The following is a 13,413-nucleotide window of genomic DNA, read 5'->3' as shown; positions in this document are numbered from 1 at the left end:
TCCCCGGGGACCGTTACTTAGCGAGCAGCTTCTTGATCTTCTTGGCGTCGGCATCGGAGAGCACGACCTCGGGCTTGAGACGACGCGTCAAGGTGGACGACTTCCACTCGTTGTAATGCGCGCGGTTGGCGCGGCGGCGCTTGATCTTGCCCGTGCCGGTCAGCCGGAATCGCTTCTTCGCACCACTGTGCGTCTTCATCTTCGGCATCTCAGCCGTCTCTCCCTCGATCGTGCCGATGTCCCGGGCCGGTAACCCAAGTCAAGGGCGTGCCTGACTGCGAGACCGGACCCGGTCTCGGCTTAACCTCGCGACTACCTGATGCTTCAGGCTATGCGAGTCACTCCTGCGGAGCGGCCACCTCGTCGACGACGGGAGCCTCATCCTCCACGGGAGCCTGACCCTCCACGGGGTCCTCGTCTCGCCGCGCCTTGGCCGCTGCCTTCTCGGCCTTGGCCTCGGCCTTCTTCTTGTGCGGGCCGATCACCATGATCATGTTTCGACCGTCCTGCTTCGGCTGGGACTCCACGAAGCCGAGCTCCGTGACGTCCTCGGCCAGCCGCTGCAGGAGCCGGAAACCCAGCTCGGGCCGGGACTGCTCCCGCCCGCGGAACATGATCGTGACCTTGACCTTGTCTCCGGCCTTGAGGAACCGCACCACGTGACCCTTCTTGGTCTCGTAGTCGTGCGGGTCGATCTTCGGTCGGAGCTTGATCTCCTTGATGATCGTGTACGCCTGGTTTCGCCGCGCCTCACGTGCCTTCATGGCGGACTCGTACTTGAACTTGCCGTAGTCCATGAGCTTGCACACGGGCGGGCGAGCCGTGGCCGCGACCTCAACGAGGTCGAGGTCGGACTCCTGAGCCAGCTTCAGAGCATCGCCGATGGAGACGATGCCAACCTGTTCGCCGTTCGGGCCGACGAGGCGGACCTCGGGCACGCGAATACGGTCATTGATGCGGGGCTCGGCGCTGATGGGGCCTCCTAGGTTGCGATCCGCCGCCGTCTTTGCGGGCGGCTGCCACATGCTCGATCGTGCCGGGAGGTCGCAGAACGCAGGCCGTTTCGGGGCCTGGATGCACGAAATGCCCCGCACGTCGCGCATGCGGGGCCACATGAACCCATCAGTTTTTTACACTGTGAGCTCCCCGGAATTACCCGGTGTGATCCTTGACCTGCCAGCCTCGCGGCCAGCCAGGTGGGAGGTGAACCTCCGCTTGCGCGTCCAGCAGGCACGCCGGACCGATCGAGTAGTTACATTACCACAACCACGCACGCTCACAGAATCATCCGTGCGGCATCCCCTGCGGTGCCACAGTTTCCTTACCGCACACCCAATATGCCGATGGTCGGTATATAAAGACGGTATGAGCGAGCGATCGATGCAGGAACCCACCTTCCTGATCCTCACCGCCCTGGCCGCGGAGCCCCAGCACGGCTATGGAGTGATCACCGATGTCCAGGAGATCTCCGGTGGCCGGGTGCGTCTGCGTGCGGGCACCCTCTACGCCGCCCTCGACCGCCTCCAGTCCGAAGGGCTCATCGCGGGCGACCGGGAGGAGGTGGTGGACGGTCGGGTCCGGCGCTACTACCGGCTGACCGGTGACGGAGTCACCCGCCTGGCCGCCGAGGCCGAACGATTGCGCCGGAACGCCGAGGCGGCCGCCACCCGGCTGCGCATCCGCCCGGCCGGCGGCATGTTCCGCCGAGGCCTGACCGGAGGTGCGGCGTGAGCCCCCTTGAGGCCCGCTACCGCAGGCTCCTGGCCTGCTACCCCCGCGAACACCGGGCACGGCACGAGGAGGAGATGATCGGCGTACTGCTCGCCGCAGCCGGTCCGGGCCGCGAGCGCCCGGATCCACGTGAGGTGTTCGACGTGGTCAAAGGCGGGATCCTCATCCGCCTCCAGCGCTCCCTCGGCCCCGAGGCCGCCGCGCACTGGCGCGACGCGCTGAACGTCGCCGCGATCGTCGCCCCGCTCCACCTGCTCGTCCTGTCGCTCGGCAGCTCAGCGCTGATCCTGTGGCCGGGCACCTGGGAGCCGGTGGGCTTCCTCCAGGTCGTACTCGTCGTGGTGCGGCTGCTGCCCTACCCGTTGATCCTCGGCCTGGCGCTACGGGGCTCACGCTGGGCGGCCGCCGGCGCCTGGATCTGGGCGGTGGCGGAGAGCGCCGTCTACACCGTGTCGACCATGGAGATCATGAAGCACCTGGGACCGGACGCCCCTTCGGTGCACCCGTTGACCCCCGGCGGCGTGGCCTTCCAGGCCGTCCCCGGCTGTGTCGTCGCCCTCCTGCTGACCCTGGCGCCCCGGCCGGCCGAGGGAGCGGCGTTGATCGGCCACCGGCGGCTGCTCCACTGGAGCGTCGCCGCGGTCCTGTCGCTCGCCGCCCTCAACGTCTTCACCTACCTCTTCCCGCCCGACGGCCCGGACCGGATCAGGGTCGACCTGACCCTGATCGCGATGGCCTGTGGCGTGGCCAGCCGGACCCCCGTCGGCCGCCGCGCCATCCTGCTCATGGTCCCGATGCTCGCGTCGCTCTACGCCGTGGGACTGCTGGACGAGCCGCTCAGGGACGCATGGCCGCACTTCCTGCTGCAGACGCTCCTCGTGGCCGTGTTCTTCACCGTGGCCAGACGAGGTTTCCGGCCCTACGGCAGCGGGACGGTCAGCTCTCCGGAGCGGCTCGGCTGACGATCGCGGCCTTGCCCGCGGCACGCATCGCCTCCACCGGCACGTCGGTCCGGCCGGTCATCATCTCGACCTGCCGGACCGCCTGGTGCAGGAGCATGGGGAAGCCGCCGATCGTGGTGCCGCCCCGCGCCGCCACCGCCGCGGCCAGCCGGGTGGGCCACGGCGCGTAGACGACGTCGAAGAGCGCGGGCACCCCGGCCACCAGGTCGGCGAGACCGTCGGCGGCTCCGGCGGGCAGGGTCGAGACGACCAGGTCCACGTCCAGAACGATGTCGAGCTTGTCGAAGGTCTGCACCGTCAGGGCCGTACCCAGCCGCTCCGCCACCTCGGCGGTCTCCCCTGCCCTGGCACGGTCACGGACCACCAGGGTCGCCTCGTCCAGGCCCATCTCGTGCAGCGCGGCCAGCGCGGAGGCCGCCGTCGCCCCTCCGCCGAGGATCGTCGCCGCCCGTGGTGGGGCCACGCCCGCTTCGGTGAGCGCCTGGACGATGCCGTGGACGTCGGTGTTGTCACCGTGGCGGGCGCCGGCCGAGAAGACGACCGTGTTGGCCCCGCCGACCCGCAGCGCGAGCTCGGAGACCGTGTCGAGCAGCGGGAGCACGGCCCTTTTGAGCGGCATGGTCAGCGACAGGCCCGCCCATTCGGGACCGAGGCCGCCGATGAGGCCGGGCAGCCCGGCCTCATCGCATTCGATCGCCTCGTAGCGCCAGTCGTGCAGGCCCATGCCCTCGTAGGCGGCGCGGTGCAGGGAGGGTGAGAGCGAGTGGGCGATGGGCGACCCGAGCACCGCCGCCCGCATCATCCGCCCGCCTGGTTCTTCTCGAACTCCGCCTTGAGCCTGAAGAACTCGGCCTCGGAGGAGGTGAACTTGGTGATGCCGCGCTTGGGGTCGGTCGTGACGAACCAGATCCAGTCGCCCTTGGTCGGGTTCAGTGCCGCCTGGATGGCGTGGTCGCCGGGGTTGGCGATCGGACCCGGAGGCAGACCGAACCGCTCATAGGTGTTGTAGAGCGAGGTGCTCTTGAGATCCGCGTTGGACGCCGCGATGCCGTACTTGTTCAGCCCGTACATCACCGTGCTGTCCATCTCCAGCTTGCGCTCGGGGTCGCCGTCGAGGCGGTTGTAGATGGCCCGGGCCACCTTGCCCATGTCCTCCACGCTGCCGGACTCGGCCTGGACGATGCTGGCGATCGTCATGATCTCGTGCGGGGTGTGGCCGAGGGCCTTGGCCTCCTTCACGAGGTCGTCCTTCTCGGCGGTCTGGTGGAACCGTTCGACCATCGCAGCCAGGATGTCGGCGGCCGTCATCTTGGGGGTGATCTCGTAGGTCGCGGGGAAGGCGTAGCCCTCCAGCCTGCGCTTGGCGTAGGAGGGCAGGTCCAGCGCCTCGACGTCCTTGGCGGCCCGCTGGAACTCCTTGAGCGGTTTGCCGGTCTGCTTGGCGAGCTGCACCAGGGTGTCGGACAGGCGCAGGCCCTCCTTGAGGGTCACCCTCTCCAGGAGCCGCTTGGTCGGGTCGAGCAGGGTGACGGCGACGGCGGCGGACATCTGCTTGCGCATGGTGTATTCGCCGGGCTGCAGGGAGCCGCTCTTGTTGGCGTCGGCGACCGCGTTGACGAACGCCTTGGCGCTCTTGACCACGCCCTGGGCCTGCAGGGTCTGCGCCACGTCCGAGGCGTTCTGCCCGTCCTTGATCTCCACGACGACCTCCCCGGTGCCCTGCCCGGTGTAGTCCTCGACGGTCATCGCGTCGCGCAGCCAGGTGTAGCCGTAGAAGCCACCGGCGCCGATGCCGCCCAGCAGGACGATCATGGCGAGCATCGGGGCGAGGAAACCGCCCCGGTTACGGCGGCGCCGCCGACGACGACCTCGCTTGTTGCCGGAGCCCGGAGATGTGCGTGACCTGCGCCGTGACCGACCGTCGTCATCGGCGACCAGGAAGTCCATATCGAGATCGCTCATAGCTTCGCCGGCCAATCTCCCGTCAGGGACGGCCTGGCGTCAAGGGGGTATGCCAAACCGAGGGGGGGCACCAGGCCGGACGTCCCGGTCGACCGGGCACCTTCTCCCGACCTTCCGGTGCGGGTCGCCGCGCGCGGCGGAACCGGGGGCGTTCCGCCGTGCATCACCGCGTCCCGAGGTATCTGTTCAGCTCTTCCCTGTATCTCACGAACTCACTCTCTTTATCAGTGAATTTCGTGATTCTATGCTCCGGATCGGTTGTGACAAACCAGAGCCAATCACCTTGATCTGGATGGAGAGCTGCCCGCAACGCCTTCTCTCCTGGATTCGCGATGGGGCCGGGCGGCAAGCCCGGTCTCAGATAGGTGTTGTACGGCGACTTCACTCTGGTGTCCTTCTCCGTCACCTTGAGGCTCCTGCGCTTCTGCGCGTAGAGCACCGTGGTGTCGAGTTGGAGGGGCATCCGCGCCCTGATCCGGTTGTAGATCACTCTAGCGATCTTCGGATAGTCGGAGTCCCGTCCGCCCTCGGCCTGGAGGATGCTCGCCACCGTGACGACCTCCAGGGGCGTCAGCCGCACCTTCGCCGCCTTCTCCTCAAGGTCGAGCTCGCCGGCCGTGTGCCTGTAACGTTCCACCATGGCCGCGAGCACCTCTCTCGGCGCCATGTCCGGCTCCACCTCATAGGTGGCGGGAAAGAGGAAACCCTCGGCGCTCTCGGCGTAGGCGGGCAGGTCGAGCTCCTGACGGTCCGCGGTGGCCTTCGCGAACTCGGTCCGTCGCATCCCGGTGCCGGTGGCGACCTTGTCGAGCAGTTCGGTCAGACGCAGTCCCTCCGGGATGGTCACCCGGCGCACCACCCGCGACTCCGGCGCGACCAGCAGCTTGAGGGCGGCGGCGGCCGACATGCCCTTGCGGAGCTTGAAATAGCCCGGCCGCAGACTTTTCCCTTTGGCCTGCTCCTCGGTCACCCGGACGAACGACCTGGCGCTCGCCACCACCCCGGCGTCGGCGAGGACCGAGGCGATCTCACGAGCGGTGGCGCCTTCGTCGATCTTGACGGTGACCGTACCCGAACCCGCTCCCTCGAAGTCGGCAGGCATCATATAAGGCTTGACCAGCACATATCCACCGACGCCCAGTGTCGTGGCGACGACGGCCGTGCCACCCGCCAGCAGCCACAGCGGCCGCAGGCGGCTCACCGAGCAGCCCGGCCACTCGATTCTCCCCCGGACTGCCCGCCCGGTGGTCCGACCGGGCCGCCCGGCGGCAGGCCCGTGGCGCGCTCGGCGTCCAGGGCGGCCTGGAGCAGCACGATGGCCGCCGCCTGGTCCACCACACCGCGCTGGTTCCTGGCTTTCACCCCGCTGGCCCGCAGGCCCTGCTGGGCGGTGACCGTGGTCAGCCGCTCGTCGAACAGCCGCACCGGGACGGGTGCGAGCCGCAGGGCGATCCGGGTCGCGAAGGCGCGGGCGGCCTCGGCCGCCGGTCCCTCACGACCGGACAGCGAGGTCGGCAGGCCGACCACGATCTCGATGACCTCGTACTCTTCCGCGATCTCCGCGAGCCGGTCCAGATCGCCCTTACCGCGCCGTACGGTCTCCACCGGCGTGGCCAGCAGCCCCGAAGGATCGCTGCGGGCCACACCGATACGGACCGATCCGACGTCGACGCCCAGCCGAATACCGTTTCTCATCATCATCTCCGCCTCCGAGCCGTGTCCGACTCGCAGACGTCCGCCGTCAGACGAGCGTCTGCTCGATCGCCTGCTCGACGGCGCCAAGCGCGTCGCCAATCGCCTCAGGACGGACTCCACCACCCTGGGCGACGTCATCCTTACCGCCACCGCCACCGCCGAGTGCCTTGGCGGCGACGCCGACGAGCCGGCCTGCCTTCAGGCCCCGGTCGCGCCCCGGCTCGTTGACCACGGCGACGACGACGGGCCGGTCGCCCGGCACACCGGCGACGACGACGACCGCAGCCCGGTCTCCCGGGAGCCGGCCGCGCACATCGAGGGCGAGCTTACGCAGGTCGTCGGGGGAGGTGCCATCAGGCGCGCGGTGCGTCACGACGGAGACCCCGTGCAGGTCGCGGGCGCCCGCCGCTATCTCACCCGCCGATGCGAGCACCTGGGCGGAGCGGAGCCCGTCCAGCTCCTTCTCCGCGGTGCGCAGCCGGGTGACGATGCCCTCGATCCGCTCGGGCAGCTCCTCGCGGCGGGCCTTGAGCTGTTCCGACAGCTGGGCGACGAGCAGGCTCTCCCGGGCCAGGAAGCGGAACGCGTCCAGGCCGACCAGGGCCTCCACCCGGCGCACGCCCGCACCGATCGAAGCCTCACCCAGCACCTTGACCAGGCCGAGCTGTCCGGAGCTGGAGACGTGGGTGCCGCCGCAGAGCTCACGGGAGTAGTCGCCGACCTCGACGATGCGGACGGTCTCGCCGTACTTCTCGCCGAACAGGGCCAGCGCGCCCATCGCCCGGGCCTCAGCCTGGGAGGTGTGGAAGGCGTTGACCGTGAGGTCGTTGATCAGAATGGCGTTGACCTCGTCCTCGACGTCGCGGAGCATACTGGGCGCGACGGCGCCGGCGGCGGTGAAGTCGAAGCGGAAACGGCCGGGCGAGTTCTCCGAGCCGGCCTGCGCGGCCGTCTCGCCCAGCGCGTTGCGGAAGCCGCGGTGCACCAGGTGGGTGGCGGTGTGGCTGCGGGAGATGGCGCGGCGTCGCTCGACGTCGATCTCGGCCTGGGCCGAGTCGCCCACCCGGATCTCACCGGCGCGGACCTTCCCGCGGTGCACGACGACGCCGGAGACCGGGGACTGCACGTCCATGATCTCCACCTCGGCCCCGTCCGTGCGGATGACGCCCTGGTCGGCGAGCTGTCCGCCGCCCTCGGCGTAGAACGGCGTGCGGCCCAGCACGACCTCGACCTCGGTGCCCGCGCCCGCGGCCGGGACCGGGGCGCCGCCGACGAGGAGGCCAATGACCTCGGCCTCGGCGGTCACCTGGTCGTAGCCGAGGAACTCGACTCTGCCGGTCTTCTCAAGGATCTGGCCGAACACCGAGATGTCGGCGTTGCCGGTCTTCTTGGCGGCGGCGTCGGCCTTGGCCCGGTCGCGCTGCTCCTTCATCAACCGGCGGAAGCCCTCCTCGTCGACCTGAAGCCCCTGCTCGGAGGCCATCTCCAGGGTGAGGTCGATCGGGAAGCCGTAGGTGTCGTGAAGCTGGAAGGCCTGCTCTCCGGCGAGCGTGCCCGCCCCCTTGCGCTTGGTCTCCTCCACGGCCACGTCGAAGATCGCGGTGCCGGTGCGGAGAGTGCCCAGGAAGGAGGCCTCCTCGGCGTCGATGACGCCGTGGATCTGCGGGGCGTCGGCCTTGAGCTCGGGATACTGCTCGCCCATCACGTCGATGGTCACCGCGGTGAGCTCGTGCATGTAGCGTTCCTCGCCCGCGCCCAGCAGGCGCAGGTTGCGGATGGCCCGGCGCAGGATGCGGCGCAGCACGTAGCCCCGGCCCTCGTTGGAGGGCAGCACGCCGTCGGCGACGAGCATCACGCCGGTCCGGACGTGGTCGGCGATGACCCGCAGCGAGACGTCGGCGCGCTCGTCGCGGCCGTAGCGTGTCTTGGTGAGCTCGGCGGCCCGGTCGAGGATCTTGTAGGTGGTGTCGATCTCGTAGATGTTGTCGACGCCCTGCAGGATCGCCGCCATGCGTTCCAGGCCCATGCCGGTGTCGACGCTCCTGGCGGGCAGCTCGCCCGCGACGTCGAAGTCCACCTTGCTGCGGACCGCACTGAGCTGGAACTGCATGAAGACGTTGTTCCACACCTCGAGATAGCGGTTCTCGTCGGCGACGGGCCCGCCGTCCTTGCCGTACTCGGGGCCGCGGTCGTAGTAGATCTCCGAGCACGGCCCGCCGGGGCCCGGCACGCCCATGTGCCAGTAGTTGTCCTCGAGGCCGCGCCGCTGGATGCGCTCGGCGGGGACACCGACCTTTTCGTGCCAGAGGTCGTAGGCCTCGTCGTCGTCCTGGTAGACGGTGACCCAGAGCCGGTCCTCGGGGAAGCCGAAGCCGCCCTCGGACTCGGGCTTGGTCAGCAGCTCCCAGGCGAGCGGGATCGCCTGCTCCTTGAAGTAGTCGCCGAAGGAGAAGTTACCGAGCATCTGGAAGAACGTGGCGTGCCTGGTGGTCTTGCCGACCTCTTCGATGTCGGGGGTGCGCACGCACTTCTGGACGCTGGTGGCCCGGCGGTAGGGCGGCTTCTGCTGGCCCAGGAAGTAGGGCTTGAACGGCACCATGCCCGCGGGGACCAGAAGCAGTGTCGGGTCCTCGGCTACCAGGCTGGCCGAGGGCACGGCTGTGTGCCCACGCTCCTCGAAGAAGCGCAGGAAGCGGCGGGCGATCTCTGCCGACTCCATGTCAGCGGCCATCCTTTACGTCGTAGTGGTACGTGTTCTCAACAGTGTCGAGCCCGAACTTGGATCGCAACTCGGTTTCCCGCTTGGCCGCACCCTCCAGGGTGTCGCCCGCGAACTCCCTCATCTGCTCCAGGACGCCGGTGGCGTTCTGCACGGCGCGGCGGGCCAGATGGTTCGGATGCAGTGCTTGCAGCTTACGCATCACCCAGACCGCGCCGAACGCGCCCAGGGACATGTAGAACAGCCGCCGGATCATCGCCGCCGCCTCTCCAGCATCCGCGGGTTGGACCTGCCGCGGACGCGCAGCGCCTGCCGGATGCCGTGGCTCAGTGCCGCGAGCTTGATCAGCGGTCCGGTGACCAGGGTCTGGGTGACGTCACTGACCTTGGCGACGTGCCCGCTGACCTGTTTGACGTCCATGGCGATGGCCTCGACGGCGACGAGCTGGCGATTGGCCTCGCCGACGGCGATCGTGGCGTCCTCCAGCAGCGGCACGACGCGCTCGCTCAGCTCCGAGACCATCTTGGTCGTCTCGGTGAGCAGCCGTGCCAGCTTGACCAGGACCACAGCCAGAAAGCAGACCAGGATCGCCCACGCCATGGCCACGATCAGTCCGGCGACCTCTCCCGCGCTAAGCATGCGCCGCCCCTCCTACTCAACCTCGCTGGAACGGCAAGACCCTATCGCGTCTTGCCCCTCTCCCCTGGCACGCCTTCTCATAACAGGCCACCCCCATATGTTCGGGGGGCCACCCGCCTCCGGATGGCTACCGGCCGCGGAGGAAGGCGCGGATCCTCGACCAGCGGTCGGCGAAGCCCGCCTCGGCACCGTGGCGGGTGGGCTGGTAGTAGCGGCGGTCCCGCAACTCCTCGGGAGCGTAGTCCTGGCGGACCAGGCCGTGTTCGAAGTCGTGGGGGTATTTGTAGCCCTTGCCGTGGCCGAGCTTCTTGGCCCCGGGGTAGTGGGCGTCGCGCAGGTGGTCGGGGACGTGGCCGATGGCGCCGCGCCGTACGTCCTCCGAGGCGGCGCCGATGGCGTTGATCACCGCGTTGGACTTGGGGGCCAGGGAGCAGTGGATGACCGCCTGGGCCAGATTGAGCCGTCCCTCGGGCAGGCCGATGAACTCCACCGCCTGGGCCGCGGCCACCGCGATCTGCAGGCATGTCGGGTCGGCCATCCCGACGTCCTCGGAGGCGAAGATGACGATCCGGCGCGCGATGAACCGGGGGTCCTCCCCCGCCTCGATCATCCGGGCGAGGTAGTGCAGCGCGGCGTCGGCGTCGGAGCCGCGCATGCTCTTGATGAAGCCGCTGATCACGTCGTAGTGCTGGTCGCCCTGTCTGTCGTAGCGGACGGCCGCCTTGTCCACCGCGCGCTCGACCACCTCGACGGTGATCTCACCGTCGGCGATGAGCGCGGCGGCCTCCAGATAGGTGAGCGACCTGCGGGCGTCCCCCCCGGCCAGGCGGATCAGATGCTCGGCGGCCTCGGGCGCCAGCTTCGCCTTCCCGTCCAGGCCGCGCGGGTCGGTGACGGCGCGTTCCAGCACCGTCCGGATGTCGTCCTCCGACAGCGACTCCAGGGTCAGCAGCAGCGAGCGCGACAGCAGGGGCGAGATGACGGAGAAGAACGGGTTCTCGGTGGTGGCGCCGATGAAGGTGACCCAGCGGTTCTCCACCGCGGGCAGCAGGGCGTCCTGCTGGGCCTTGTTGAAACGGTGCACCTCGTCGACGAACAGCACCGTCTGGCGGCCGGACATGCCCAGCTCGCGCCGGGCCTGCTCGATGGCGGCGCGGACCTCCTTGACACCCGCGGACACGGCGGAGACCTCGACGAAGCGGCGTTCGGTGACGCCCGCGACCACATAGGCCAGGGTGGTCTTGCCGGTGCCGGGCGGACCCCACAGGAACAGCGACATCGGCGCCTCGGCCTCGACGAGCCTGCGCAGCGGCGTGCCCGGCCCCAGCAGATGACGCTGGCCGATCACCTCGTCCAGGCCGCGCGGGCGCATCCGCACCGCCAGGGGCTCATGGCCGCGATGGGCCTCTTCGGCCGCCGAGTCGAACAGGCTGTCCACGCTCCGACAGTACCTTCAGGACACGTACTTCAGATCCACGGTGTCACGGTGCTCTCCCCAGGCGAGCTCGAAGGTCCAGTATCCGGGGGTGGGCACATCCACCCCGGAGGGATAGATCTCCCCGGGCGAGGAGTCGGCGGGGAAGCGATGACGGACCACCGGGCCGGCCGCGCCCCGGGGATGGCCGGTCATGACGAGGTCGTTGCCCTCCCGGGGCAGGCGGACGTACCAGAGGATCTTGTTCGACGGGTTCGTGGGCCTGCCCGCGCGCAGCGGGCAGGCGAACAGGTAACCGACGACGTCACCGCCGGCGCTCACGACGTACGGCCCGTCCGGGGCGTTCACCGAGGCCCACTCCAGGCGGGGGCCCGTGCGGACGGGGCCGTCGCCGCAGCCCGGTTCCCGGATCCGTTCCGGCGCCGCTCCGGAGGCGGACGGCGACAGGGGGACGGCGGAGACGGGTGCCCCGGCGGGTGCGGGGGACGTGGCCGGCGCGGAGCACGCCACGAGGACGGCCGCGCAGCCGGTGAGGATGAGGGAGGATCTCATGTCCCTGTTACCGCGTCGGCCGCGGAAAGGTTCCGCCCGCTTCGCGCCACCCGGACCCGCCGCCCCGGCCTGGTCAGTTCGCCCAGACCGCGACCGCGCCGGTGTGCCCGGCGCGCAGCACGTAGTAACCCGTCACGACGGCCAGGACCACGGTGAGCGCCGAGACGGCCGCCCGCACCGTGCGGCCGGACCGGTCGCCGCGGGAGACGTAGACGAGAACCAGCGAGACCACGCCCAGGGCGAGGGCGGCCAGCAGCAGCGGCGTGGCGAACCCCTCGTGCTCGGCGATGCGTGCGCCGAACTGACCGTCAGCCGACGAGAACCGGTTCTCCTTCAGCGCCTCACCGCTCTCCTTCGCCGCGAAGACGGCGATCGGGACGATCACCGCCAGGGCCGCCACCGCCCAGTGCAGTACGGCGCGCGTGCGTGGCACCAGCGCGTGGACGGCGGCCAGCACCACCAGCAGAGGGGTCAGGACGACGGCGGCGTGGATGATCAGGGGGTGGGCGGGCAGGCCCAGGATCTCATCGAACATGTGGGGGCTCCGGTCATACGTGGCGCGTCGCCAGATCTCGTCGTGAGCAGGTACGGAATCTCATCATGAACAGTTTAAAGTTGTAGTAAGTCTCCCATGATCCTCACTTCTGTCCCATTCGATGGATTCCGCCACTTACCTCCAGCACACTCTGAGGCCGGTACGCTTTCCGCCAGTTGACAGTCAAGTAACGGTAATCTTGGAGGACATAGCGGTGAGCGGCGAAGACCGCCAGAGTCGACTGGCGCAGGAGCACAAGGAGCGTCAGGCCCAGCGTGCTGAGCAGGCGACCAAGACGAAGCGGAACATCTTCATCGGTGCCGGCGCCGCAGTGGTGGTCGTCGCCGGCGGCGTGATCGCCGCCACGACCCTGATCGGGGGGAACAGCGAGGGCAGCACATCCGCGGCCGAGAGCTCACCGACCGCGTCGGCGTCCTCGGCTCTGCCGACGACGCCGATCGCGCCCACCGCTCCGGCCGACGCGTCCAAGGTGAGCTGCTCCTATCGCAAGGACACCAGCGGCAGCCCGGCCAAGAAGGTGGGCATGCCGCCGGGCAAGCCCAACCTGAAGTTGAAGACCATGACGATCACCACCAACCACGGTGCCATCGTGATCGACCTGGCGACGGCCCAGGCCCCTTGCTCGGTGAACTCCCTCGCGTTCCTGGCCAAGAAGAACTTCTACGACGACACCAAGTGCCACCGCCTGGCCACCCCGGAGAACTCGGGCCTGGCCATGCTCCAGTGCGGCGACCCGCAGGCCAAGGCCGACGGCAAGAACCCCACCGACGGGCAGGGCAGCTCGGGTTACGTCTTCAACGACGAGAACCTCGGCGGCATACCCTTCACCAAGGGCACGGTCGCGCTGGCGCAGCCGCAGGAGGCGGCCAACCAGAACGGCAGCCAGTTCTGGTTCTCGCTCGGCGACGAGACCGCGCAGCTGGGGGCGGACTACACGCCCTTCGGCGTCGTCTCCAAGGGCATGGACATCCTCGACAAGGTCTACAAGGGCGGCTGGATCACCAACCCCGACGACATCACCGGGGACGGCGGCTCCACCGCTCCCAAGATCCCTGTGGTCATCAAGGACGTGAAACTCTCCTGAGGAGACGCCCTGGCCGTCGGGCCGACGGCCAGGGCTCCATTCCACCTGACGCCCCACCGGCCCGGACGGAGGCTCAGT

Annotated in this window: 15 protein-coding genes; 3 read left to right on the top strand and 12 right to left on the bottom strand. The window is 69.2% G+C overall.

Translation table 11 applies throughout. From position 1 onward, the window contains the following. Positions 1–13: 13 nt before the first annotated feature. Complete coding sequence (rpmI, locus tag OHA77_RS36680) at positions 14–208, bottom strand: 50S ribosomal protein L35 (RefSeq protein ID WP_326823611.1); 195 nt, start codon at positions 206–208, stop codon at positions 14–16. Between the two features lie 130 nt (positions 209–338). Continuing rightward, positions 339–974, bottom strand: coding sequence for a translation initiation factor IF-3 (gene infC, locus OHA77_RS36675; RefSeq protein ID WP_406319933.1), 636 nt, complete (start codon positions 972–974; stop codon positions 339–341). 391 nt (positions 975–1,365) lie between these two features. On the opposite strand from infC, the gene OHA77_RS36670 reads away from it, so the two are divergent. Both OHA77_RS36670 and OHA77_RS36665 read left to right on the top strand, forming a co-directional pair. Then, positions 1,366–1,731, top strand: a complete 366-nt coding sequence (locus OHA77_RS36670) for a PadR family transcriptional regulator (RefSeq protein ID WP_406313810.1) — start codon at positions 1,366–1,368, stop codon at positions 1,729–1,731. After that, entirely contained in the window at positions 1,728–2,693 is a 966-nt protein-coding gene (locus tag OHA77_RS36665) for a hypothetical protein (RefSeq protein ID WP_406313809.1), read from the top strand. The genes OHA77_RS36670 and OHA77_RS36665 overlap by 4 nt, the downstream gene beginning before the upstream one ends. On the opposite strand, the gene OHA77_RS36660 is transcribed toward OHA77_RS36665, so the two are convergent. The 10 genes from OHA77_RS36660 to OHA77_RS36615 all read right to left on the bottom strand — a co-directional run bounded on the left by OHA77_RS36660 (position 2,668) and on the right by OHA77_RS36615 (position 12,230). Next, a complete protein-coding gene (locus OHA77_RS36660) occupies positions 2,668–3,492 on the bottom strand; it encodes a shikimate dehydrogenase (RefSeq protein WP_406319932.1) in 825 nt (274 codons plus the stop codon). The genes OHA77_RS36665 and OHA77_RS36660 overlap by 26 nt on opposite strands. Continuing rightward, on the bottom strand, positions 3,492–4,655 hold the full coding sequence (mltG, locus tag OHA77_RS36655) for an endolytic transglycosylase MltG (protein WP_406313808.1): 1,164 nt from the start codon (positions 4,653–4,655) through the stop codon (positions 3,492–3,494). The genes OHA77_RS36660 and mltG (OHA77_RS36655) overlap by 1 nt, the downstream gene beginning before the upstream one ends. Before the next feature lie 163 nt (positions 4,656–4,818). Next, positions 4,819–5,856 (bottom strand): endolytic transglycosylase MltG, encoded by a 1,038-nt coding sequence (mltG, locus tag OHA77_RS36650; RefSeq protein WP_406313807.1) that lies wholly within the window; start codon positions 5,854–5,856, stop codon positions 4,819–4,821. Then, positions 5,853–6,350, bottom strand: a complete 498-nt coding sequence (gene ruvX / locus OHA77_RS36645) for a Holliday junction resolvase RuvX (protein WP_406313806.1) — start codon at positions 6,348–6,350, stop codon at positions 5,853–5,855. Before ruvX ends, mltG (OHA77_RS36650) begins: the two co-directional genes overlap by 4 nt. Positions 6,351–6,396: 46 nt before the next feature. Then, a complete protein-coding gene (gene alaS, locus OHA77_RS36640; RefSeq protein WP_406313805.1) occupies positions 6,397–9,069 on the bottom strand; it encodes an alanine--tRNA ligase in 2,673 nt (890 codons plus the stop codon). Between the two features lies 1 nt (position 9,070). After that, positions 9,071–9,325: a hypothetical protein gene (locus tag OHA77_RS36635; RefSeq protein ID WP_406313804.1), complete on the bottom strand. Its 255-nt coding sequence runs from the start codon at positions 9,323–9,325 to the stop codon at positions 9,071–9,073. Beyond that, positions 9,322–9,708 carry a DUF948 domain-containing protein gene (locus OHA77_RS36630; RefSeq protein WP_326823620.1) on the bottom strand — a complete coding sequence of 129 codons (387 nt, stop codon included), beginning with the start codon at positions 9,706–9,708 and terminating at the stop codon, positions 9,322–9,324. Before OHA77_RS36630 ends, OHA77_RS36635 begins: the two co-directional genes overlap by 4 nt. A 127-nt stretch (positions 9,709–9,835) precedes the next feature. Then, positions 9,836–11,146: a replication-associated recombination protein A gene (locus OHA77_RS36625; protein WP_326823621.1), complete on the bottom strand. Its 1,311-nt coding sequence runs from the start codon at positions 11,144–11,146 to the stop codon at positions 9,836–9,838. A gap of 15 nt (positions 11,147–11,161) precedes the next feature. Further along, positions 11,162–11,695 carry a hypothetical protein gene (locus OHA77_RS36620; protein ID WP_326823622.1) on the bottom strand — a complete coding sequence of 178 codons (534 nt, stop codon included), beginning with the start codon at positions 11,693–11,695 and terminating at the stop codon, positions 11,162–11,164. Between the two features lie 73 nt (positions 11,696–11,768). Then, on the bottom strand, positions 11,769–12,230 hold the full coding sequence (locus OHA77_RS36615) for a hypothetical protein (protein ID WP_406313803.1): 462 nt from the start codon (positions 12,228–12,230) through the stop codon (positions 11,769–11,771). 214 nt (positions 12,231–12,444) lie between these two features. Between OHA77_RS36615 and OHA77_RS36610 the strand changes: the two genes are divergently transcribed. Then, complete coding sequence (locus OHA77_RS36610) at positions 12,445–13,335, top strand: peptidylprolyl isomerase (protein WP_406313802.1); 891 nt, start codon at positions 12,445–12,447, stop codon at positions 13,333–13,335. Positions 13,336–13,413 lie beyond the last annotated feature (78 nt).

This window comes from Streptosporangium sp. NBC_01639 (assembly GCF_045209755.1).
Classification (GTDB): domain Bacteria; phylum Actinomycetota; class Actinomycetes; order Streptosporangiales; family Streptosporangiaceae; genus Streptosporangium.
This window is presented reverse-complemented; position numbering and strand designations above follow the sequence as displayed.

Excerpts from the sequence above, each read along its gene's own strand:
- rpmI (WP_326823611.1), bottom strand. The coding sequence starts at position 208 with ATGCCGAAGATGAAGACGCACAGTGGTGCGAAGAAGCGATTCCGGCTG.
- OHA77_RS36670 (WP_406313810.1), top strand. The coding sequence starts at position 1,366 with ATGAGCGAGCGATCGATGCAGGAACCCACCTTCCTGATCCTCACCGCC.
- OHA77_RS36660 (WP_406319932.1), bottom strand. The coding sequence starts at position 3,492 with ATGCGGGCGGCGGTGCTCGGGTCGCCCATCGCCCACTCGCTCTCACCC.
- mltG (WP_406313808.1), bottom strand. The coding sequence starts at position 4,655 with ATGAGCGATCTCGATATGGACTTCCTGGTCGCCGATGACGACGGTCGG.
- ruvX (WP_406313806.1), bottom strand. The coding sequence starts at position 6,350 with ATGAGAAACGGTATTCGGCTGGGCGTCGACGTCGGATCGGTCCGTATC.
- alaS (WP_406313805.1), bottom strand. The coding sequence starts at position 9,069 with ATGGAGTCGGCAGAGATCGCCCGCCGCTTCCTGCGCTTCTTCGAGGAG.
- OHA77_RS36635 (WP_406313804.1), bottom strand. The coding sequence starts at position 9,325 with ATGATCCGGCGGCTGTTCTACATGTCCCTGGGCGCGTTCGGCGCGGTC.
- OHA77_RS36630 (WP_326823620.1), bottom strand. The coding sequence starts at position 9,708 with ATGCTTAGCGCGGGAGAGGTCGCCGGACTGATCGTGGCCATGGCGTGG.
- OHA77_RS36620 (WP_326823622.1), bottom strand. The coding sequence starts at position 11,695 with ATGAGATCCTCCCTCATCCTCACCGGCTGCGCGGCCGTCCTCGTGGCG.
- OHA77_RS36615 (WP_406313803.1), bottom strand. The coding sequence starts at position 12,230 with ATGTTCGATGAGATCCTGGGCCTGCCCGCCCACCCCCTGATCATCCAC.